We start from the raw sequence: 21,145 nt of genomic DNA on the forward strand, positions 1-21,145 counted from the left end.
CTCTCCGTTTTATTTCACATGCCTTACATGTTCACCGGGCACGATGGGGTGGGACGCCAAGGAGCGCGTGGGTGATGAGCAGGCAGCAGGGTTTTACGTTGATCGAGTTGATGGTGGTGCTGGTGATCATCGGGATTGCCAGTGCGGCGATCAGTTTGAGTATCAGGCCCGATCCGTTGCAGTTGTTGCGCAAGGATGCCGAGCGGGTTGCGCAGTTGTTGCAGGTGGCGCAGGCCGAGGCTCGCGCGGATGGGCGGCCGATTGTGTGGGTGACGGATGCCAAGGGGTTTCGCTTTGGTCGGCGTGGGGATGATGGCGTGGGGTTTGAGTCGTTCAAGGAGGATGCGCAGTTGCGGCCGCGTGTGTGGCAGAGCCCGAAGGTGGAGGTGCGTGTGGAGCCCCGGCAGACGGTGGTGCTGAATGCCGAGTGGATCAATCCGCCGTTGCGGCTGATTTTGTCTGATGGGGCCAATCGGCTGAGTGTGCTGCGCGATGGCAGTGGGCGGATCAGTATTCAATGAAGACTCAGCAAGGGTTCACTTTGATCGAGGTGATGGTCGCGATTCTGCTGATGGCGGTGGTGAGTCTGATTGCCTGGCGCGGGCTGGACAGCGTGACGCGGGCGGACAGTCATTTGCAGGCGAGCAGTGAGCAGAGCGATGGCTTGTTGCGGGTGTTGAATCAGTTGCAGCGCGATGTCGACATGCGCGCGGGGGTGGAGTTGAGCGAGCCGCGCAAGGTCGGGGCTGAGGATGAGGCGCCGACCGCGCCGCCGGCGGTGACGGTGCGCAGCAGTGACAGCAAGGGGTTTCGGCTGGACATTATTCGTAGCGCGGCGGATCAGCCGGGGGCGTTGCAGCGGGTTCGGTGGTGGGTCAAGGGGGATACGTTGTATCGGGCGGTGGCTGAGGCGCGCAATCGCTATCCGTTGCCGGCGCCTGGGAATGGGGTTGCGGTGTTGAGTGAGGTGAGTGATGTGCAGGTGCGGGTTTGGGAGGTGGACAAGGGCTGGCGGAAGCTGAGTGGGAATCGGCGGGAGGATCCGTTGGGATTGGAGATTAGTTTGAGTCGGCAGACGGCGCAGGGGGTTGAGCGGTATCGGCAGGTGATTGGGTTGTTGCAATAGCCGGGGTCACCGCAGCTTTTTTTGTAGGAGTGAGCCTGCTCGCGATTGCGGTGGGTCAGTCAATATTGTTGTCACTGGTAGACCGTTTTCGCGAGCAGGCTCGCTCCCACAATTGGGTTGGGGGCGGTCTTTTAGGCCGTCAGCGCTGGCAAGCCAGCTCCCACAGAAGGCAGGATCAAGATCAGAAGATCGCAGCCTTCGGCAGCTCCTACATTTGGATCGCGCTGGGCTTTGGTTAGCTGAGCACGACCACGCCGCCGGGCAGTTCGGTGCATTTGACGCCGTACGCATCACGGATCAGCAAGGCGACGCCGGCGAGTTGGTCGAGGTTGAAGCGGGCCTGGACGCGGCGTTGGCCGAGTTCGCGGTTGAGCAGCAGGAGCATGCCGGGGCGGTAGCGGTTGATTTCGTCGATCATCTGGCTGAGGGTCGCGCCGTTGAACACCAGCACTTGTTGGCGCCAGTTCATCACGGCGGCGGTGTCGACGGTTTGCACGTTGCCGATTTGCCGTGCGTCGTAGGTGACTTGCTGGCCCGCTTCGAGGCGCAGGTTGCGGCCTTCGATGGCGACGTCGACCGTGCCGTCGAGGCAGGTCACGCAGACTTGCTGGTCGGTGTTGCGCAGGTTGAAGCGGGCCTGGCTGGCGCGCAACCACCCTGCTCCGGCCTGCATCGCCAGCGGCAGGCGTGCGGTTTGCACTTCGACTTCGCCGCTGACCAGTTCAAAGCCCTGCACGCCGTTTTCGACGCTGCGCTGGTTGATGCGGGTCTGGGTGTTGAGCTCGAGGCTGACACCTTGTGCCGGTTCGACTCGGCGCTGTTGGCCGACTTCGGTGATGTAGTCGGCGCCCAAGCCTTCGAAGCCGCCGGGAATCGTGCCGCGCACCAGCAGGAATGCGGCGGATGCGGCAATCGCGCCGCCGAGAAATGCCCGTCGACCGAAGCTGCGTCGGCCCTGCACGGCTTCGGCGGCCGGTTGCAGGTGATGCCACAGCCGCTTGGCTTCTTCGAACGCCTGGGCATGTTCGCCGCTTTGCGCGCACCATTCGCGCAGGGCGCGGGCGTCGGCGACGGTGGCGCGGCCCGAGGTCAGCAGGATCAGCCAATCTTGGGCTTCGCTGTGCAGAGACTCGGTGGCCGAAGGCTCGGCGGGTTTCAGTCGAAAGATGTTCAAACGCGCAAATTCTCAACGGATTAATCGGGTCACTATTCGCTAGACGGTTTTCCGGCCCCGCGACCGAACCGCTGAAACACTTTTCTTTCCAGTTTTGCTGCGCAGAAGCCCAGCGCGGCTTTGATTTCCTTCTCGACCATGCGCGTGGAAATGCCGAAACGCTGGGAGATTTCCAGGTGTGGCGCCTCTTCCAGCCGCGCGGCGATGAAGATCCGCCGACGCCGTGCGGGCAGTTCGTACAAGGCGCTGAGCAGGGCCTGCATCTCCTTTTGCCCGCCGACCACCCGCGCCGGGTCGAGGGCTTCGTCGCCCAGTTGCAGCAGCTCTTCGACCTCAGTACCGGTGAGCAGGCGCGCATCGGCCTGGCGGCGGTCGGCGGCGATGTTCAGGGCCATGCGATACAGGTAGGCGTTGGGCTTGAGCAGGTTCGGCGGGGTCTCCATGCGATCGACCCGCAGCCAGGTCTCGTGCAGCACGTCATTGGCCAGGTCCTCGGAACCGAGGCGGCGGCGCAGGCGCACGCGAAAATCCTCGTAGGAGCTGAGGAACAGCTGGCCCATCACGCTTTGTCCGGCGTCTTTCATCCCCCGGAAACTCCTTCCCATCTCGTGCATTCCATGCGCTTCCCTGACGACTCCGGTAACAACAGCAACGTGACCGGCTGGCGCAAGGCGCTGGGCGTCGGCCGATCGATTGTGAGGTTGCGAAAACTTTCCACCAGCGCGTTATCGCGCCGTACATCGCCGGTCGAAGTGACCAACCGGTTGTGCTGCACCACGCCGTCGCGCCCGACCCACACCTGCAACACCGCGCGATAACTGCCCGGTCGTGTCAGCGGCGAGCGGCACAGCTTGCGCTCGATCGCCGCTTGCACCGCCGTCGCGTAACTGCGGTTGACCGCGACAGCGGCCGGCGTGGGTTTGTCCGTCGGCACCGGCAGATCTTCCACCTGCGCCGCTTGCAGGGTGAACGCGTCGGCGCGGGCGTAACGCGCCATCAACCCGGTGCCGCCGAGCAAATGGCGCAAGGCATCGGCGGCGGTGAATTCGCCATCCACGGCGAGGGAGCGGCGGCCCCGGCTCAACTGGCTGTCGACCAGCACGGCGACGCCCGTGGCGCGGCTGTATTGATCCAACGCCCGAGCAAGTTCCTGCGCGGGGATGTGCAAGGTCATGCGCATATCTGCCGCTGCTGGATCTGCATTGGCCGCGCAGGCCAGCAGACCGAGTAGCCACCCCAGACCCGCGCGGCGCACAAGCGTCGCCGAGCGCTGAAGACTGATCCGCGAACTGCCTCGCTGCACGACTGGCGCACCCCTGAAAATCGCTATCCTGCGGGGCATTTATGACTCTGGTATGACGGGCGGTGCAAAAAAACCATCACGGGTTTTGCGCCGCGCTTGCACTAGACTCAAACCCCAGAGCGGCCCATTCGGGCGGGCCAGGAGGCGGACATGAAAACGCGGTGGATGTGGGTCTTGCTGATGACGGTGGGCGCGGCGCAGGCGGAAGAGCCGCTGGGCTGTGTCGAGGTCACGGTCGGCGGTTACAAGGCGCCGAATTACGATTGCCTGAGCCAGCAGATGGGCAACAATCCCGACGGCGCGGCGGCGGCGCAGAAGAATATGGAAGCGTTGAATGTGCCGGTGCACAAGCGCGCGCCGAATCAGGTCGGACTGGCGACCCCGGCTGCGACCAGTACGCGGATGGGCAATACGTTTGGCACATCAGTGAAACCGCAGCGGCCGGCGAATTAGGCAGGTTGATCGTTCCCACGCTCCGCGTGGGAATGCCTCAAGGGACGCTCCGCGTTCCAATGGGACGCAGAGCGTCCCGGGCTGCATTCCCACGCGGAGCGTGGGAACCATCAAAGACAGGGATGGGTGCTTTCAGTCACTCGGGGTCTGACGGAAGCTGACAGCCAAACGATTCCAGCTGTTGATGGTGCTCACCGCTACGGTCAGGTCCACCAGTTCGCCTTCATCGAACTGCTCGCGCGCCTGCTGGTAGACGTCATCCGGCACGTGGCTTTCGGCCAACAGCGTCACCGCCTCGGCCCAGGCCAGCGCCGCGCGTTCGCGGGGGTTGAAGAAGTTGCTGTCGCGCCACACCGCGACCGCATACAGGCGCCGATCACTCTCCCCGGCCCGCCGCGCGTCCACCGAGTGCATGTCAGTGCAGAATGCGCAGCCGTTGAGTTGCGAAGCGCGGATCCGGATCAATTGCAGAAGCGGCGCTTCGATGCTCAGGTTGGCGGTCAGCGCCTCCATGGCAAGCATCGCTTTCATCGCCTTGGGCGAAGCGTTGTAGTAATCCAGACGCAGGGACATGGCGCGGCTCTCGGCAGGCGGAATGATGAGTTCACGGTAAGGGCTGTGAGGGCTGTGTTACAGCCCCAATTCCATGAATTCCGGCTACACCAATGAACCTCGGCCAAACGCAATACCTGTGGGAGCGAGCCTGCTCGCGAAAGCGGTTTCCCAGACAAATATTCATCCACTGCACCACCGCCATCGCTGGCAAGCCAGCTCCCACAAGGTTTAACTTCGTTCACAAGATTTGTGCACGCCGCAAAAACTGTGGGAGCTGGCTTGCCAGCGATAGCGGAGTGTCAGACAACGAATCTGTTCAATGACACACCGCCATCGCGAGCAGGCTCGCTCCCACAGGGACTTGCGCCAATTTGCGGTTTTTACTCCACGCAACTACTGCCATAAGCCCAACAACGCTAATCTGACCGACACTTCACTCAACACCCGGGAGCCTCGTCGGTATGGAACTTCATGTCGTGATCAACGGCCGCAAGGATCTTGCCGGTCAGTTGTATCAGCAGTTGCGCGCGGCGATTGAATCCGGGCGACTGGCGGAGGGTACGCAGTTGCCGCCGAGCCGCTTGCTGGCCGAGCAATTGGGCATTTCGCGCAAGACCATTTCCGACACTTATGCGCAGCTGACCTACGAAAACTTCCTCACCGGCGTGATCGGCAAAGGCACCTACGTCAACGCCCGACCGGCGCAGGTGCAGCGCAAGCAGAGCCACACCGAGCTGGCCAGTGCCGAGGTGATCGAGAGCTGGCGCAATCTGCCGGTGTTCCTGCGTCACCCGACGCTGGAAGGTTCGCTGCGCTACGACTTTATCGGCGGCGCCACCAGCAAAGGCCAGTTCCCCCACGACGACTGGCGCCGCTGCGTCGCCCATGCGATGCGGCAGATGGCGCAGTCGAAAGGTTTCTACAGCGTCGCCGAAGGCTTGCCGGCGCTGCGCAATGCGATCGCCCGGCACATCGCGTTTTCCCGTGGCATCAACTGTCAGGACGAGGACATCGTCGTGTGCAACGGCGCGCAGCAGGCACTGGACCTGATTGCCCGCGTATTGACCCGTCCCGGCAGTCTGGTGGCCATGGAAGACCCCGGCTACCCGCCCGCGCGCTTGTTGTTCGGCACGCATGGCGCGGAGGTGGTCGGGGTGCCGGTGGATGCCGAGGGCATTCAGGTCGAGCACATTCCCGATGGCACCCGGCTCATCTATGTGACGCCATCGCATCAGTTTCCGCTGGGCATGGCGATGAGTCAGGCGCGCCGCGAGGCCCTGCTCGCCCGTGCTCACGATCTCGGCGCGATCATCATTGAGGACGACTACGACAGCGAATTCCGCTACGAGGGCCGACCCACCGATTCGCTGTACAACCTCGATCAGCGCGGCATCGTCGCCTACGTCGGCACCTTCTCGAAAACCCTGCTGCCGGAGTTGCGCCTGGGCTACGCGATCCTGCCGCCGTCGATCATCGAGGCGGTGATCCGCGCCAAACAGCTCACCGATCTGCACGCCTCGACTCTGCCGCAATGGGCGCTGGCCAAGTTCATCGCCGAGGGTTGCCTGCTCAAGCACATCCGCCGCTGCCACACGATCTACGCGCAACGCCGCGAACGCATCCTGGAGCGCATGGCGACGGATCTGGCGCCATGGCTGCAAGCCGTGCCGGCCAGCGCCGGGTTTCACATGGCGGTGTTCTGCAAGGTGCCTATCGATTTGCCGTTGGTCATCGAGCTGGCAAAAAAGGTCGAGGTCGGCCTGTATGCGATCAGTGGTTTCTACTACCAGCAGCCGGCGAAAGAAGGCCTTTACTTCGGTTTCGGCGCCATCGAAACCCTCGACATCGACATTGCCCTCGATCGCTTGCGCGACATCCTCGAACAGCTGTCATGAGCCGTTGGTATAAGGCTTTTACCGCCGATTGGTTATTGGTGATTCATGGCGACAGGCCTATTCTGCACAGGCGTTATCCCTCAGTGAGCAGGATTCGTCCGGCCTGATTCAGGAGTGTGAGCAATGTCCAACGAAGTGATCAACACGGTTGAAGTGAAGGCTTTTGCGGGCCGCTCGGAAGAGCTCGGCAAGCAATTGCAGAAGATCGTCGACACCCTGCGCGAAACCCCGGGCTGCGATTCCTACCTGGTCGACCGCTGCCCCGAGGACAGCCACCGCTGGACGGTCAGCGCGCGCTGGCAGTCGGAAGCGGCGATGCAGGCGCATTTCAACCGGCCCGAGGCACAGGGGTTTATCGACCTGATCGATAGCCGCCTGGCCAATAGCGTCGATTTCAACAGCTTCCCTATCGTCTAAAAGCAAGATCAAAAGATCGCAGCCTTCGGCAGCTCCTACTCTGGAATGCGTTCCCCTGTAGGAGCTGCCGAAGGCTGCGATCTTTGCTTTTGAACCAGAATTGGTCACCTGATCTTCGCGAATATTGGCCGTTTGAACCGGCCACATTGCGGCCTACTGTGAGCACACCCCCACCATCACAGGTAACCCGCCATGAAAGCCCTGCACCTCGTCGCTGCCGCCCTCGCCTTCACCCTCTCCGCCTCGGCAATTGCTCACGACCCATCCGAAAAAATCACCGTCCTGCAGGACCAACTGCTGAAAAACGCCCCCGGCAAGAAAGCCATGATGATCGAAGTCGACTACCAGCCCGGGCAATCCTCGATCGCCCATAAACACGAAGGCACGGCGATGGCTTACGTGCTCGACGGCGAAGTGATTTCCCAAGTCAAAGGCGAACAGGCGATCACTTACAAAAAGGGCCAGTACTGGTACGAGCCGGCCGGCTCCGAGCATCTGGTGTCGAAAAACGCCAGCTCAACCAAGCCTGCCAGGTTGCTGGTGTTCATGGTGATGGCCCCGAACGAGCAGGTGCTGATCCCGCTGGAAAACTGATGGCTGCCTGATCACATTTGGAATGCGATCAACCGTGGGAGCGAGCCTGCTCGCGAAGGCGCCAGACCAGACACCACAAAATCCCTCAGACATTAAATCCCCGGCAAGACAGGCCATCCCGTCTTCCAAATCCACAATCATCCGCCGCTGTCCACTGTCAGGTCTGACAGTGGACAGCGCGACCGAAAGCTCCCCAAATACCAGCACTGCGTTGATTTGCCGGTCCCTATCGACTGATCGCTTTACGCAAAAACAGCGTATTCGAGGAGCAGACCATGACTGAAGTAAAAGACACCGCTGTGCATAATCTGGACCCCACTTTCGGCCCCGATAAAAATGGCCTCACCTGGTTTAAATATCCCGATCAGGAAAACGGCTTCGCCAACGCAGTTGCCGTCGCGGCGGACGGCAAGCTGCTGATCGCCGCAAGTCCGGGCAACAAGTTCGCCATTGTGCGATTGAAGCCTGATGGCACACAGGACACTTCGTTTGCCCGGGATGGCGTGGCCAGCGGGGTTTTCGCTCCGGGCTATAAATCCACGGGTGGCAGCATCAGCATCCTCAAGAACGGAAATCTGTTGCTTCAGGGTGCCTTTTATCTACACGAATACGCACAGCCACAACGCTGCCTGGCAATGTTTCGCAATGACGGAACGCCCGAGACCGCATTTGGCGTCAACGGCATAGTCTTCGTTGGCCCGATTCCGGTGCCCGCGCTCACGTCGTCCGAGATCGAACTTGGGCAAAAACGCACTACGGCATCCGATTACAGTGGCCATGCCATTGAACTGGACGACGGAAAACTGATGGTGTTGAGCAACCATCGATATTCCCCCAATGACCAATGCGGTCTTTTGATCAGACTGCAAAGCAACGGGGCTCTGGACACTGCGTTTGGCCAGGGGAAGGGTTACGTCGTGATTCGATACCTGGCCAACTTCACGTGGGCTGGCTCACTGATCCGGCTCCAGGACGGCAAATTCGCCATCGCAGGTTACGTTTCACGTGAAAACCGCTACCGCGCAATGATCGCCCTCTTCGACGCCACAGGTAAGCCTGTCAGCAGCTTTGGCGATAACGGTTTTGCCCTGTTCGACCGCCTGGACAAGCTCAGTCAGATCAACCAACTGGTCGAAATGCCTGGTGGCAACATCCTTGGCATCGGTAGCGCCACCTCGAAGGATTTTGTTCACCAGGGCGTCCTGGTTTGTGTCGACAGGAACGGGAAATACGCCATCGACATCAATGAAGGGAGGCCAGTCCTGACGTCCTATCCAAAAGCCCTTTTCGGCATCCAATGGACTGCTGGCACGCTGAGGGACGGACACATCGTCGTGCTTTCCAGCACCCACGGCGAACAAGACTCGGAAATCGTCATTGCCCAGTTCAAATCGGACGGCTATCCAGATAGCGATTTTGCCGACGACGGTGTGCTGGTCATCAATCTGACCGGCGTGCTCGACATGGCGGGAGGCCTTGCCATTCAGGACAATCAGATTGTCGTAGCCGGAACATCCCTGCCCCGTACGGACGGCGTCGGTAGCTTCGCCTTTCGCTGCGCCGATACGTTCTGAATGACAGACAAGAAAAAGCCCCGCCTCTTTCGAGAGCGGGGCTTCTTCATTCAGCCACTACTTACGCCAGTTCAAGCTCGGCATTCGCAGTGATCGCAGGCACGATTGCTTGCCCGCTCAACGCCAGATCCAGCAGTTCACGGTTGGCCACCGCGTACATGGCGTAGTCCGTACCGCTCGCAGCACGGATTTCCACCAACATGGCGCGCCAGCGTTCGATCATGCTTTCGTGCTGGGCCATCCACAGCGCCAGGCGTGCTTCCACGTCCTGCGAGCCGTCGCCCTGTTGCAGGACGGAGATGGTGATCGCCCGTTGCTGCCAGTCGACGTCATCACGGAACGCTTCACGGGCCAGAGCCTGCCAGTTGTTTTCAACCGGCAGAGCGCTGATCTGTTGCAGGTACCAGGTGATGTCCAGCGCAGAGCCGACGGCGAAGTAGGCCTTGGCCACTTCGGCCGGGTTCTGCCCGGTGACGTCTGCGGCTTCGATGATCGGCAGCAGCGTGTACAGGTGCGAAGTGCCCGCAACCATACGCGCCAGCAGTTCCGGCACACCGGCTTCGACGTACGCTTGATAACGCGACTGCCAGTTCTCGCGGATTTCGCCGCTGAGCAGCTCGTCGAGTTTCAGGCCCAGTTCTTTCAGGTGCGGACCGAAATGCGCGACGTCACGGGCAGCGTTCTGCTCGTTGCGGCGGGCACGCAGGAACCAGCGCGTGGCGCGACGGCCCAGACGCATCAGCTCGTCCATCAGCTCCAGCTGCACGTCAGCGGAAACCTGGTAGTCCAGCGCTTCGATCTGACGGAACCAGTGCGGGAGGTGGAAGATGTCGCGCACGATCACGTAAGCGCCAGCCACGTTTGCCGGGCTCATGCCGGTCGACTCTTTGAGTCGCTGCACGAAAGTGATGCCCATGTGGTTGACCAGATCGTTGGCGATCTGGGTGCTGACGATCTCGCGCTTCAGACGGTGGCGACGCATGGCTTCGGAGAACTTGCTGACCAGGGTCGGCGGGAACGCCGTTTCCATGTCGCGGGTCAGGTAGTCGTCGTCCGGCACCAGCGAACCGAGCAGCTGTTCCTTGAGGTCGATCTTGCTGTAGGAAATCAGCACCGACAGCTCAGGACGGGTCAGGCCGTGGCCCTCAGCGACGCGCTCGGTCAGTTGCTCTTCGGTCGGCAGGAACTCGATGGCACGGTCCAGCTTGCCACGGCCTTCCAGATCGCTCATCAGACGCTTGTACTCAGCGATGCGCGCGTAGGCACGGCGCGCCGCCAGGGACAGGGCCTGAGTCTGCTTGTAGTTGTTGCCCAGCACCAGATTGCCGACTTCGTCGGTCATGCTCGCGAGCAACTGGTTGCGTTGCTTGTCGGTCATGTCACCGGCCTGAACCACTTCGTTCAGCAGGATCTTGATGTTCACTTCGTGGTCGGAGCAGTCCACGCCACCGGCGTTGTCGATGAAGTCGGTGTTGGAACCGCCGCCATTCAAGCCGAATTCCACACGACCCAGTTGGGTCATGCCAAGGTTACCGCCCTCGCCCACGACTTTGCAGCGCAGCTCGTTGCCGTTGACGCGCAGTGCATCGTTGGCCTTGTCGCCGACATCAGCGTGGCTTTCGGTGCTGGCCTTGACGTAGGTGCCGATACCGCCGTTCCACAACAGATCCACCGGCGCCTTGAGCAAGGCATTGAGCAGTTCGGTCGGGGTCAGCTTGTCAGCCTGGATGTCGAAGCGTTCTTTCATCTGCGGCGAGATCGCGATGCTCTTAGCGCTGCGCGAGAAGATACCGCCACCTTCGGACATGATGCTGGTGTCGTAGTCGGTCCAGGCCGAACGCGGCAGGTCGAACAGACGCTGACGCTCGACGAAACTGGTCGCCGGGTTCGGATTCGGGTCGATGAAGATGTGCATGTGGTTGAACGCAGCGACCAGTTGCAGCTTGTCGGACATCAACAGGCCGTTACCGAACACGTCGCCGGCCATGTCGCCGACACCAACCACGGTGATGCTGTCTTCCTGAACATTGATGCCGCGTTCGCGGAAGTGGCGCTGTACGCCGACCCACGCGCCCTTGGCGGTGATGCCCATTTTCTTGTGGTCGTAACCGGCCGAACCACCGGAGGCGAACGCGTCACCCAGCCAGAAGCCGTAGTCGATGGCGATGCCGTTGGCGATGTCGGAGAAGGTTGCGGTGCCCTTATCCGCCGCGACCACCAGGTACGGGTCATCATCGTCATGACGCACGACGTTGACCGGCGGCACCAGGGCGCCGTCCTTCAGGTTGTCGGTGATGTCCAACAGGCCGGAAATGAAGATGCGGTAGCAGGCGATGCCCTCGGCCGCGATTTCGTCACGGCTGCCGCCCAGTGGCAGGCGACGCGGCAGGAAGCCGCCCTTCGCACCCACCGGCACGATGACCGAGTTCTTCACTTGCTGGGCTTTTACCAGGCCGAGCACTTCGGTACGGAAGTCTTCTTCACGGTCGGACCAGCGCAGGCCACCACGAGCGACGTTGCCGAAGCGCAGGTGCACGCCTTCGACCGCGTGGCGAGTAGACGAAGATTTCAAACTTCGGCACTGGCTTCGGCAGTTCAGGAATCGCATGCGGGTTGAACTTGAAGCTGAAGTACGACTTGTTCTGGCCGTTGGCGTCAGTCTGGTAGAAGTTGGTACGCAGCGTGGCTTTGATCAGGTCAAGGTAACGACGCAGGATGCGGTCTTCGTTGAGCACCTGAACATCGTCCAGTGCAGTCAGAATCGCTTGTTCCAGACGCAGTTGCTTGTCTTCCAGATCATCGCTGCCGAGCTTGCGCGCCAGGTAGAAACGGGTCTTGAACAACCGGGTCAGCTCGCGAGCGATGTCGGTGTGGTTGTTCAAAGTGCTGGCGATGTAACCCAGATCGAAGCCCAGACGAATCTGCTTCAGGTAGCGGGCGTAGGCACGCAGCAGCGCCACGTCGCGCCATGGCAGACCAGCGGTCAGCACCAGACGGTTGAACGCATCGTTCTCGGCATCGCCACGCACGATGTGCACGAACGCGTCCTGCAGGGTGTCGTTGAGTTGCTGGATGTCGAGGTCCAGACCTTCAGCGGCGGTGAAGGCGAAATCGTGAATCCAGAATTCGCGGCCGTTGGTGTGGCGCAGGCGGTACGGGAATTCACCCAGCACGCGCAGACCGAGGTTTTCCAGAATCGGCAGGACGTCGGACAGCGCCAGCGGCGTGTCGGCGTGATACAGCTTGCAATGCAGCTCGCGCTGGCCGGAGACCTGACCGAGCGGCTGATAGAAGCTCATCACCAGCGGATTTTTTTCGTTGAGGCTCAGCAGGTGCTGCATGTCGACCACGGCCGAATGCGCAGCAAAACGCTCGCGGTAGCCGGCCGGGAAGCCTTTCGGGAAGTCGGCCAGCACGTTGGTGCCGTGGGCTTCGCCGAAGCTCTCGACGGTCAGTGCGGCGTAGTCGTCCTGCCAGCTGCGGCACGCTTGTACGACTTCTTTTTCCAGCAGCAGCGGGTCGATGTCGAGGCGGTTCTTCGGATCGACGCGCAGAATCAACTGCACACGGGCCAGCACGGATTCCGAGAAGAAGGTCCAGAATTCGCAATCGGACGCCTTCAGGCGCTCCATCAGCACTTGCTGGATCTTCTGGCGCACTTCGGTGGAATAGATGTCGCGCGGCACGTAGGCCAGGCAGTAGCAGAAGCGACCGTACGGGTCTTTGCGCAGGAACACGCGGATCTTGTTGCGTTCCTGGATCTGCACGATCGACATCACGGTGGTGAACAGTTCGTCGACCGGGGTCTGGAACAGGTCGTCACGCGGCAGCACTTCGAGGACCTGGGCCAGTTCCTTGCCCAGGTGAGCCTTGGACTGGAAGCCGGAGCGGCGCTCGATTTCTTCGACCTTGCGGCGGATGAACGGGATGACCCGCACGCTCTCGCCGTACACCGACGAGGTGTACAGGCCCATGAAGCGGTGTTCCTTGATGACTTTGCCGTCGGCGTCGATTTCACGGATCGACACGTAATCCGGGTAAGCCGGACGGTGCACACGGCTCGGGTGCGCAGCCTTGGCGAACGACAGCAGGGTCGGTTCGCGCAGATAGGACACGGCGTAGTCTTCGATGCGCAGGTCTTCGTAGGTCAGGCCGGTGCGCAGCAGTTTCGTCAGGCCGAGGAAGGAGTTCCGGTCGTACTCGATGTGGCCGCCATCGGCCTGATCGGTGACCACGAACTCTTCGTAGCCGAGGAAGGTGAAGTGGTTGCCCACCAGCCATTCCAGGAAGCTCTTGATTTCATTCTTTTCGTCGGCATCGACCGGATAGGCGCTGTTGTCGAGCTGGGTGAGGATGTCCTGCACCTTGGCTTTCATCGGCTCGAAGTCAGCGACGGCGACGCGCACTTCACCGAGCACCTGCTCAAGCTCTTTGCTCAGCACATTCAGCTCGGCCGCATTGGCGCAACGGTCGATTTCCAGGTACATCAGCGATTCGTGCAGCACGCCTTCGCCGGTGCTGCCTTTTGGCAGGATTTCCAGCAATTCGCCCTTGCTGCCACGACGCACGCTGAGCACGGTGGTCTGCAGGGTGTGAATGCTGTAGCCGCGACGGTTCAGCTCGGTACGCACCGAGTCGACCAGAAATGGCAGGTCGTGGTGCAGCACTTCGACCGCGGTGTGGGTCGACTGCCAGCCGTGGCGTTCGTAATCGGGGTTGTAGACACGCACTTGCGGTTGCGCGTGATCGAAGCGCTCAAGCAGGCGCCACGCAGAGAGAGTACAGCCAGCGAGGTCGGAGAGACGACGTTGAGTCAGCTCGTCCAGGGAAATGATGCCGAAGAATTGTTCAGCGAACAGCGCCACTTGTGGCAGTGCCTGTTCACTGATGTGCTGCGCCAGTGCCGCTTGCAGTTGGTGCTGGAAGTCGGCTTTGCTGGCTGCGGTGAAGAACGCCATCTGTGGTACTCCGCTTAAGCTTGTTATTGATGGAAAGCGTCGCGTGCAACACCCCTTTCGGGGCTGGTGTCGCCCTGTTCCTGATTCTCGGGCAGAGGAAACAGGGAGACAGGTGGGTGAAGCTGGACGGGACACTCAGGTCACATTCACCTTCCATGAATGAGCATCTGCAAAAGCGACTGCCAACGCTGCCGACAATGCCTTTACGGGTGCTCATCCGTTGCGCAGCTTAATGGGTGCGACAATGTGTCTGCTTGCGGTGCTGCGACATATTCGGTCATTGGCACGTAAATGCAGGGTTTCGCCTGCTTCAACACTAGCAGGCGTGAGCTTAAATGCAGGTTCGAAACCCCGGTTTCACGGGACTTTCGTGCCAGGACAATCCTTGGGAGCGTTACATATCCGGAAACGAAAACGCCCAAGGCCCTGTTATCGACCCTGAGCGTGGCATCCGGTTCAGCGGCAGCGGTTGACGCGGATCAGTCCGGCAGTTCCTCAAAGGCTCTGAATTTGCTCACCGTGGCGCAGTCGTAGCACATCGTCTGCAGGATCTGCTTGTCCATGCTGGCGTCAATGTTGCTCGAATCGCATTCGCGGCAGAACAGGCGCAGATTGCCCAGCAAGTCGCTGTCGAACGCTACGGCGCTGAAGAATTGCGGAACCAGTTCGTCGCGCCAGTACATGCCCGGCGATTTGGAGAATCCGGCGCCGCTGTCCTTGAGCACCACGTCGTAGAGCAAGCGCTGCAAGGCCGTTTGCGGTACTCGCGAATCGCGATGGCCGTTCTTGCGCCAGTTACGGGCGAGCGCGTCCTGCGCCGTGCCCAGCATGTTGCGCGAAATGGTGTTGGAGGCGTGACTGCGCCCCTTGGAATTGCCGGTGGCATAGAAATGCGCGGCGTTTCTCACGGCCAGCCGGGCAAAGTAATACAGCTGACTGACCGAGAAGTCCTGCAGCAACTGCCCGACCACCTCCTCGGCACGGGCCTCGGCCGTGAAGGCGAAATCCACCTCACTGGCCAGCACACGAATGTATTGAAGCGACTCTTCGCGGGCGAGACTGAAGACCAGCGAATAGATTTCGCTCTTCCAGGCCGCCTTTACGCTGCCCGACAATTCCTGATACAGCGCCAGATACAGATTCTCTCGGGTACAGCGCGCCAATCCATCCAGCGTGACGTTGGGCAGCCAGCGCACGGCGCTGTAATCGCGAATACTGCAGCCCTCGCTGCGATCGAAGGCGTTGATATCGGATTCGGTGGAAACCGCCAGCACCCCGGCTTCGTGCAGGTTTTTGAGCAACTCTTCCCGCGCCTCGAACGTCAGGGCAAGCAGCTCTTCTCGGGATGGCGCGTTCAACGGCGCAATCCATTCAACGTTTGCGCCGTAGCCATCATCAAGCAAGGCGAGCAACGTCAACTTTTGCACAAAGCCCAGATTGGCGTAAGGCACTGCAGGGAGTTGCGCGCCATATCTGGCCTGCAACTCCAGACGGTCCCGCGCTGCCCGGGCGGCCAGTTGCTGCTGGCGAACCTTGAAACATTCTGTGCAGTTGCACGCTGTGTGGCGGCCATTGGCGCCGGGGACACTGTGCTGGTGTTCACAGCGTACGCATTTGAACTGACCCCGCAGTGAGAGCGGAGTACCTCTGGCGTATCGGCGCACCCACATCGGAAGTTCACAGTAAGGACAGGTAAGGTCTGCACTGACAATCGGTGGCAAAACCTTGAGCAGACTGCGCACCCTGGAAGGAATCTGGAATTGCTCCATCAGCTGCGAAGTTTTCTCACCTTCCAGATAGCGCTTGTAGATCTCCTCGATCTGTTCATCAGACAGGTGGCGAATTTCTTCGGCGCGTTCGAAATATTGGGTCATGGCAAAGGTCCTTTTTTTGGGTTTTGGTAACGCACTCCGTTGCGCAAGAGCGGCGAAACTAACGGCAAAACGGTGGCGATCACAAGCGAAAAATCGCAATTTCGGGTGGATTTAGCGCATCCGGTAATTGCCTTACGCTGGCGTCGGATTTTCCCTTCTCGCTATTCGGAACCGGGCGACGGAAATGTCCTGCTTTGCGACCTTTTGCCGATGCAGGCAGCGCGAACGAGCAGAGACTGGCAAAATCGCGCCTTCGAACAGATTCACCGCCGCCACTGCCCAGGATTTCCCCCATGCAAATGACCACCGCCCTACTGATCGTCAACCCGTGCGACGACGAAGAAGACAACATGGCCATGCTCTGCTGCCACAGCGACAAGGGCGAGATGTTCCTGATGAGCCGTTATCCGGATGAGGATGAGCTGGAGATCACGCTGGATGGCGAGCCTTCAACGCTGGAGGGAGTGAAGGTCACGCTGACGTCGGAACTGCTGAAGATCGAGATTGCTGCGACGGATGCCGATGCGTTGAATGGGGATGATGTGCTGGAGATCAGTTTCAATCCGGATATGGTGGATATGGATGAGGTTGTTGAGACCTTGAAGAATATTCTCGATGGGACAGGAACTTTTGTAATTAATCTGGAATAACCAGTTCGGCTCGCATGACAAGATAAATGACGACGGCATTTGATCGCCCCTTATGCCATCGTCATTAATTCCACGCTGATCGATACCTCTACAAGCTCTAAACACCTGAAAACCATAATTCGCGCTAATTTTCCGCATAGAACGCCGCTGTGTTTAACAGCACGAAGCTCGATCCTACTACTCCTCAAGAAGTGCCCTACGCAATCATCGGAAGCCGTCTGATTGCGGGCCCACCCCTCCCTTGTTATTACTCGTTGCGCTTGCAAAAAAACATGCAAGCTCGGCGCACAAAAAAGTGCCGACAACGTGATATTCAATGGAGTCATATGTAATGGGTAGAAAACGTTCTGAAATAAACACCTTCGAGGATTTGCCTTATGGCTCGGGCCACTTTGAAGGTTTCCTGGCGACGGAACTGGACTTCTTCGCCTCACTGACCCGCTGACTCGGCCTCCCGATCAGCCAATCCTGAAAATGCCGAAAGTCGATCTTTCGGCATTCAAGCCTACGAGGCTCACCATGTCAGAGCGTGAGATTTCATCCAGCGAAGCGTTTGTCCGAATAAACAATGTTATTCAGACACTGGGTTTGAAAGCGCGAGTGCGCTATGTCGATGACGGTAATCTGGTCGCTACTGCCGAACTCTATAACGAATACGACACGCTGATTGAATCAGGCGCAGGCAAAGGTCCCGACGCGCTTGTAGGTGCACTTGCTGAAAGCCTTGAGCACTACGCGATGTTTCACGCCGAGCCGCCATTTTGCACAACGCTCGGTTGCAGTGACATCGCTTCGCAGAACGGGGTCGAGTCGGACGGCATTTTCACAAGTCTGCGAAAAAACATCGAGCCTCTACAGTGTCTGCAGCTTGCAGCACTCGACGGCTGCGCCGGGCTTTTTGTGCCATGCGCCCTGCTGTATCCGGTCAAAGATGAACGTAAAACAACGAGTCAACCGACGCGCTTTTTAAATCGCTACGCCTCTAACTCAGGAACTGCTTTCGGCTGCACGAAATCAGAAGCACTGCTGCACGGTACCCTGGAACTGATTGAGCGACACCTGTTGTCCCGGTTTTTCATGGCCGTCTGCAGACTGATACCTGCGATAGATCTCTACTCACCGTCGGCGCCCCTGCTTGCGCAAGCCCTGTTCAACAACTCATACGCGCTACGGGCTGCCGAAGCTTTGCAGATCATCATTATCAAAGACGAGTCAGAAGTTTATCTGGCGGTTGCATTCCCACGAACCGGCCCCGGCGACCGACATATATCCGCAATCGGCTCCGGCTGTTCTTTGGACATATTTATCGCCATCCAAAGAGCGGTAACGGAGCAATTCCAATCAAACGCCTTATACGACGCCAACGATGAAATCGCGGACCGAAAGGTACTTGATGTGCTTTGTCAATCCGAGAAACTGAAACAGCTGATAGACTTTGCACCCGTTAAAAACTTGAAACTCAATACCCTGGCGCCGCCAAAAAGCCTGCTTGCACTCTCTGTTCCTGAACAACTTGCCTTGCTCCGAAAAAACCTGAGCGGTATGAACAAAGTCCTATTTTTCAGAACAGTCATGGAGTACCCGGGGACCAACGTAGTTACCCAGACTTATATCCCGGGTCTCGACCGATTCAACATAATCAGAAATGGCCAACCCGTAGCTCCTCAGCACATTTTGCTCGGCACCAGGAGCACGCCAACGGCGTGATCCAAAACGACCACAGGCCCATACTCATGCAGACATTTATAAGAACAGCCTGCGAGAAACATCGACTCCTGCTGGTGATGACAATAGGCGCGACCATCACCCTGAAAATCCTGGCCCTGGCCCCTCCTTTGTTATTGGGCAAGATCGTCGATTCACTAAACGATGCCGATCACACAACGCTGCGTACGCTGCTTTTTTTCACCGCAGCTTTTACGCTGGCCGGTTGCATTCAGTCGATGACCACCCCCCTGCAAACGCTGCTGCTCTCAAAGCTCGTCCAGCGAATTGTCATGGATGCTTCCATCAATTGGATGGCGCGGTTGATGGGCAAGGATTTTTCCCAGTTTGGCACGTGGCGAGTAGGACACTTCATCAAGTCGGTCGAGCGCGGAATCACTGCCCACGAACAGTTGCTGATGTTCTTCGTCACTACGGGTTTTCCCCTGTGCCTGGAATTTCTTATTGTGGCCGGCGCATTCTGGTATATGGGCGGAGCCTGGGTTTTCTGCGCGCTAGCTGGCCTCGGTGGCTGTTATCTCTATGCAACTCACCGGATCATTCGATGGCGCAGAAAACACATCGATGCTGTTAATGACCAGGAGGATGAGCTGAGTGCAACCTTGGTCAATACTTTGAGGGCTGGTAAATCCATAAAACTGGAACGCGCCGAACGCACGGCCCTGCAACCCTTGAACCGAGCGTTTGAGCGCTACGCCAATGCTGCGGTGACCGTAGCAGGCTCGGGCGGACTGTTGAGCGCGGCGAAGATTTTGTTTATCAGCCTGTCCACCGGCGGTTTGTTGGCTTGGGGAGTCATGGATCAGACGTCCGGACAAGCAAGTATCAGCGTCGGTCAGTTGGTGGCCATTTCCTCTATTGCTGGTACGTTCCTGTTGAATGTATCGGCGCTGACCGAAGGCTATCGGGTGCTGGATCAATTTTCGGCTGATCAACGGCGACTCAAAGAATTACTTGCAACTGCTGACTTCGATAACGATCGCCGCAATGACTCTGATGCGTTGCATAACCTATCAACATTACGGCTCGAGCCCTGCGAGATCACCCATAACGGTGTTGCGCAGCTATCAATTGCCAGCCAGATCAGCTTCCGACAGGGCCAATCCGTTGCGATCATCGGGCCCAGCGGCGCTGGCAAATCGACGTTACTCGAAGCGCTGGCAGGACTGGATTTTTCGGTGCGGCCCCGGCTGTTCATCGACGAGCTGTGCATAGATCGCTTAAATGCTCGCGTTCATCTGGAAACGGTGCGTTACAGCCCCCAGTCTCCGCAGTTCCTGGAAGGAAGTTTTGAACAGTCCGTACTTTTCGGTGTTGAGCAGTCGAAAACATTGAACGAGGCAATTCAATGCCTCCAGCTTGATGAAATCATTGGCCGAGGTCACATCGCTGAAAACGCCACCAATATCTCCGGAGGTGAAGCGAAGCGGCTTTCGTTGCTGCGACTTCTGAATCGACCGGGCAAATTCAATCTGTTTGATGAGCCGAGTGCTTCGATTGAACCGAAACTCGCTACACCAGTGTGGGATTTGCTATTCAAGACATTCGCTGGACAGGGCCTTATATGTGTCACCCATGATGTTGAACATCTCCATCGTTTTGACCGCGTGCTCGTCATGCAGCAAGGCGCCATCGTTGATGAAGGCAAATGGTTCGAACTGCTTGAGCGCCCCGCCATCAAGGTCATATTGCACAGCTTGCACACGCAGACCTGAATCGCAAAAACGTCCAGAAACGGCCCCACGCAGTGCAAACGAGGGCCGATACTGACAAATCGCGCAAATGCCGTTAGTCGCCGCCCCCCACGATGGATTAAAGTAACGCCCCCAGCCCCGGCGTTATCCGAACGCCCCGGCCACCCCCTTTCCAGGAACAGTCACCGATGGAACATCGTGAAGCGCTGCTGGCGCTGCGAACCTTTCTTTCAACGCAGATTCTCGGCCAGGAAAAACTCATCGAGCGCCTGCTCATCGCCCTGCTCGCCGACGGCCACATGCTGGTCGAGGGCGCTCCCGGTCTGGCCAAGACCAAAGCGATCAAAGAACTCGCCGAGGGCATCGAAGCCCAGTTCCATCGTATTCAGTTCACCCCCGACCTGCTGCCGGCCGACATCACCGGCACCGAAATCTACCGTCCGGAAACCGGCAGCTTCGTCTTCCAGCAAGGGCCGATCTTTCACAACCTTGTGCTGGCGGACGAAATCAACCGTGCGCCGGCCAAGGTGCAATCGGCCTTGCTCGAAGCGATGGCCGAGCGCCAGGTCAGTGTCGGGCGCAGCACCTATGAGCTGTCGCCGCTGTTTCTGGTAATGGCCACGCAGAACCCGATCGAACAGGAAGGCACCTATCCGCTGCCGGAAGCCCAGCTCGACCGTTTCCTCATGCACGTCAAGATCGGCTTCCCTGACGCCGCCGTCGAACGGCGCATCCTGCAACAGGCGCGCGGCGAGGCGTTGAACGGCGAGACCAAGCCCGAGCGTCGGGTCAGCCAGCAGGCGATCTTCGCCGCGCGCAAGGAAATCCTTGGTTTGTACATGGCCGACGCCGTGGAGGAATACCTGGTGCAACTGGTCATGGCCACGCGCAACCCGGCCAAGTTCGACCCGGAAATGGCCGAGTGGATCGCTTACGGCGCGAGTCCGCGCGGTTCGATCGCCCTCGATCGCTGCGCCCGCGCCCACGCCTGGCTGGCCGGTCGCGATTTCGTCAGCCCGGAAGACATTCAGGCCGTGCTGTTCGACGTGTTGCGCCACCGCATCATTCTGTCGTTCGAAGCCGAAGCCGCTGGCATCGATCAGGATCGCGTGGTGCAGCGGATTCTCGACGTCGTCGCCGTCGCTTGACCCCC

16 protein-coding genes and 1 pseudogene are annotated in these 21,145 nt (G+C 59.3%); 11 read left to right on the forward strand and 6 right to left on the reverse strand.

Features of this window, described 5'->3' with window-relative positions:
• Positions 1-74 precede the first annotated feature (74 nt).
• On the forward strand, positions 75-521 hold the full coding sequence (locus ACZ9BE_RS12625) for a GspH/FimT family pseudopilin (protein ID WP_206422054.1): 447 nt from the start codon (positions 75-77) through the stop codon (positions 519-521).
• Positions 518-1,126, forward strand: coding sequence for a prepilin-type N-terminal cleavage/methylation domain-containing protein (locus ACZ9BE_RS12630; RefSeq protein WP_476249510.1), 609 nt, complete (start codon positions 518-520; stop codon positions 1,124-1,126). The genes ACZ9BE_RS12625 and ACZ9BE_RS12630 overlap by 4 nt, the downstream gene beginning before the upstream one ends.
• 235 nt (positions 1,127-1,361) lie before the next feature.
• On the opposite strand, the gene ACZ9BE_RS12635 is transcribed toward ACZ9BE_RS12630, so the two are convergent.
• Genes ACZ9BE_RS12635 through ACZ9BE_RS12645 form a run of 3 tightly spaced genes read right to left on the reverse strand, consistent with a single transcriptional unit; the run spans position 1,362 to position 3,603 of the window.
• On the reverse strand, positions 1,362-2,300 hold the full coding sequence (locus tag ACZ9BE_RS12635) for a FecR family protein (RefSeq protein ID WP_150740977.1): 939 nt from the start codon (positions 2,298-2,300) through the stop codon (positions 1,362-1,364).
• Positions 2,301-2,332: 32 nt separating this feature from the next.
• Complete coding sequence (locus ACZ9BE_RS12640) at positions 2,333-2,884, reverse strand: RNA polymerase sigma factor (RefSeq protein WP_122698125.1); 552 nt, start codon at positions 2,882-2,884, stop codon at positions 2,333-2,335.
• Positions 2,881-3,603 (reverse strand): secretin and TonB N-terminal domain-containing protein, encoded by a 723-nt coding sequence (locus ACZ9BE_RS12645; RefSeq protein WP_168772673.1) that lies wholly within the window; start codon positions 3,601-3,603, stop codon positions 2,881-2,883. The genes ACZ9BE_RS12640 and ACZ9BE_RS12645 overlap by 4 nt, the downstream gene beginning before the upstream one ends.
• A 150-nt stretch (positions 3,604-3,753) precedes the next feature.
• Here ACZ9BE_RS12645 and ACZ9BE_RS12650 point away from each other — a divergent pair, with 150 nt between their 5' ends.
• Positions 3,754-4,056, forward strand: a complete 303-nt coding sequence (locus ACZ9BE_RS12650; protein ID WP_041480100.1) for a hypothetical protein — start codon at positions 3,754-3,756, stop codon at positions 4,054-4,056.
• A gap of 132 nt (positions 4,057-4,188) precedes the next feature.
• On the opposite strand, the gene ACZ9BE_RS12655 is transcribed toward ACZ9BE_RS12650, so the two are convergent.
• Entirely contained in the window at positions 4,189-4,629 is a 441-nt protein-coding gene (locus tag ACZ9BE_RS12655; RefSeq protein ID WP_071172671.1) for a carboxymuconolactone decarboxylase family protein, read from the reverse strand.
• 443 nt (positions 4,630-5,072) lie between these two features.
• On the opposite strand from ACZ9BE_RS12655, the gene pdxR reads away from it, so the two are divergent.
• The 4 genes from pdxR to ACZ9BE_RS12675 all read left to right on the forward strand — a co-directional run bounded on the left by pdxR (position 5,073) and on the right by ACZ9BE_RS12675 (position 9,091).
• Positions 5,073-6,506: a MocR-like pyridoxine biosynthesis transcription factor PdxR gene (gene pdxR, locus ACZ9BE_RS12660; protein ID WP_476249511.1), complete on the forward strand. Its 1,434-nt coding sequence runs from the start codon at positions 5,073-5,075 to the stop codon at positions 6,504-6,506.
• 123 nt (positions 6,507-6,629) lie between these two features.
• A complete protein-coding gene (locus ACZ9BE_RS12665) occupies positions 6,630-6,923 on the forward strand; it encodes a putative quinol monooxygenase (protein ID WP_476249512.1) in 294 nt (97 codons plus the stop codon).
• Between the two features lie 192 nt (positions 6,924-7,115).
• Positions 7,116-7,517 (forward strand): cupin domain-containing protein, encoded by a 402-nt coding sequence (locus ACZ9BE_RS12670; RefSeq protein ID WP_476249513.1) that lies wholly within the window; start codon positions 7,116-7,118, stop codon positions 7,515-7,517.
• Between the two features lie 275 nt (positions 7,518-7,792).
• Complete coding sequence (locus ACZ9BE_RS12675) at positions 7,793-9,091, forward strand: NHL repeat-containing protein (protein WP_476249514.1); 1,299 nt, start codon at positions 7,793-7,795, stop codon at positions 9,089-9,091.
• A gap of 61 nt (positions 9,092-9,152) precedes the next feature.
• On the opposite strand, the pseudogene ACZ9BE_RS12680 reads toward ACZ9BE_RS12675, so the two are convergent.
• Both ACZ9BE_RS12680 and ACZ9BE_RS12685 read right to left on the reverse strand, forming a co-directional pair.
• Positions 9,153-14,049: pseudogene (locus tag ACZ9BE_RS12680) on the reverse strand (NAD-glutamate dehydrogenase).
• Positions 14,050-14,528: 479 nt separating this feature from the next.
• On the reverse strand, positions 14,529-15,923 hold the full coding sequence (locus ACZ9BE_RS12685) for a hypothetical protein (protein WP_476249515.1): 1,395 nt from the start codon (positions 15,921-15,923) through the stop codon (positions 14,529-14,531).
• A gap of 293 nt (positions 15,924-16,216) precedes the next feature.
• Here ACZ9BE_RS12685 and ACZ9BE_RS12690 point away from each other — a divergent pair, with 293 nt between their 5' ends.
• The 4 genes from ACZ9BE_RS12690 to ACZ9BE_RS12705 all read left to right on the forward strand — a co-directional run bounded on the left by ACZ9BE_RS12690 (position 16,217) and on the right by ACZ9BE_RS12705 (position 21,140).
• Complete coding sequence (locus ACZ9BE_RS12690; RefSeq protein WP_252882159.1) at positions 16,217-16,573, forward strand: hypothetical protein; 357 nt, start codon at positions 16,217-16,219, stop codon at positions 16,571-16,573.
• Positions 16,574-17,092: 519 nt separating this feature from the next.
• Complete coding sequence (locus ACZ9BE_RS12695) at positions 17,093-18,280, forward strand: YcaO-like family protein (protein WP_082530321.1); 1,188 nt, start codon at positions 17,093-17,095, stop codon at positions 18,278-18,280.
• A 26-nt stretch (positions 18,281-18,306) separates the two neighbouring features.
• Positions 18,307-20,013 carry an ATP-binding cassette domain-containing protein gene (locus ACZ9BE_RS12700; RefSeq protein ID WP_252878334.1) on the forward strand — a complete coding sequence of 569 codons (1,707 nt, stop codon included), beginning with the start codon at positions 18,307-18,309 and terminating at the stop codon, positions 20,011-20,013.
• 167 nt (positions 20,014-20,180) lie between these two features.
• Complete coding sequence (locus ACZ9BE_RS12705; RefSeq protein WP_007913915.1) at positions 20,181-21,140, forward strand: AAA family ATPase; 960 nt, start codon at positions 20,181-20,183, stop codon at positions 21,138-21,140.
• Positions 21,141-21,145: the final 5 nt, after the last annotated feature.

The organism is Pseudomonas sp. TE9122, assembly GCF_056278925.1.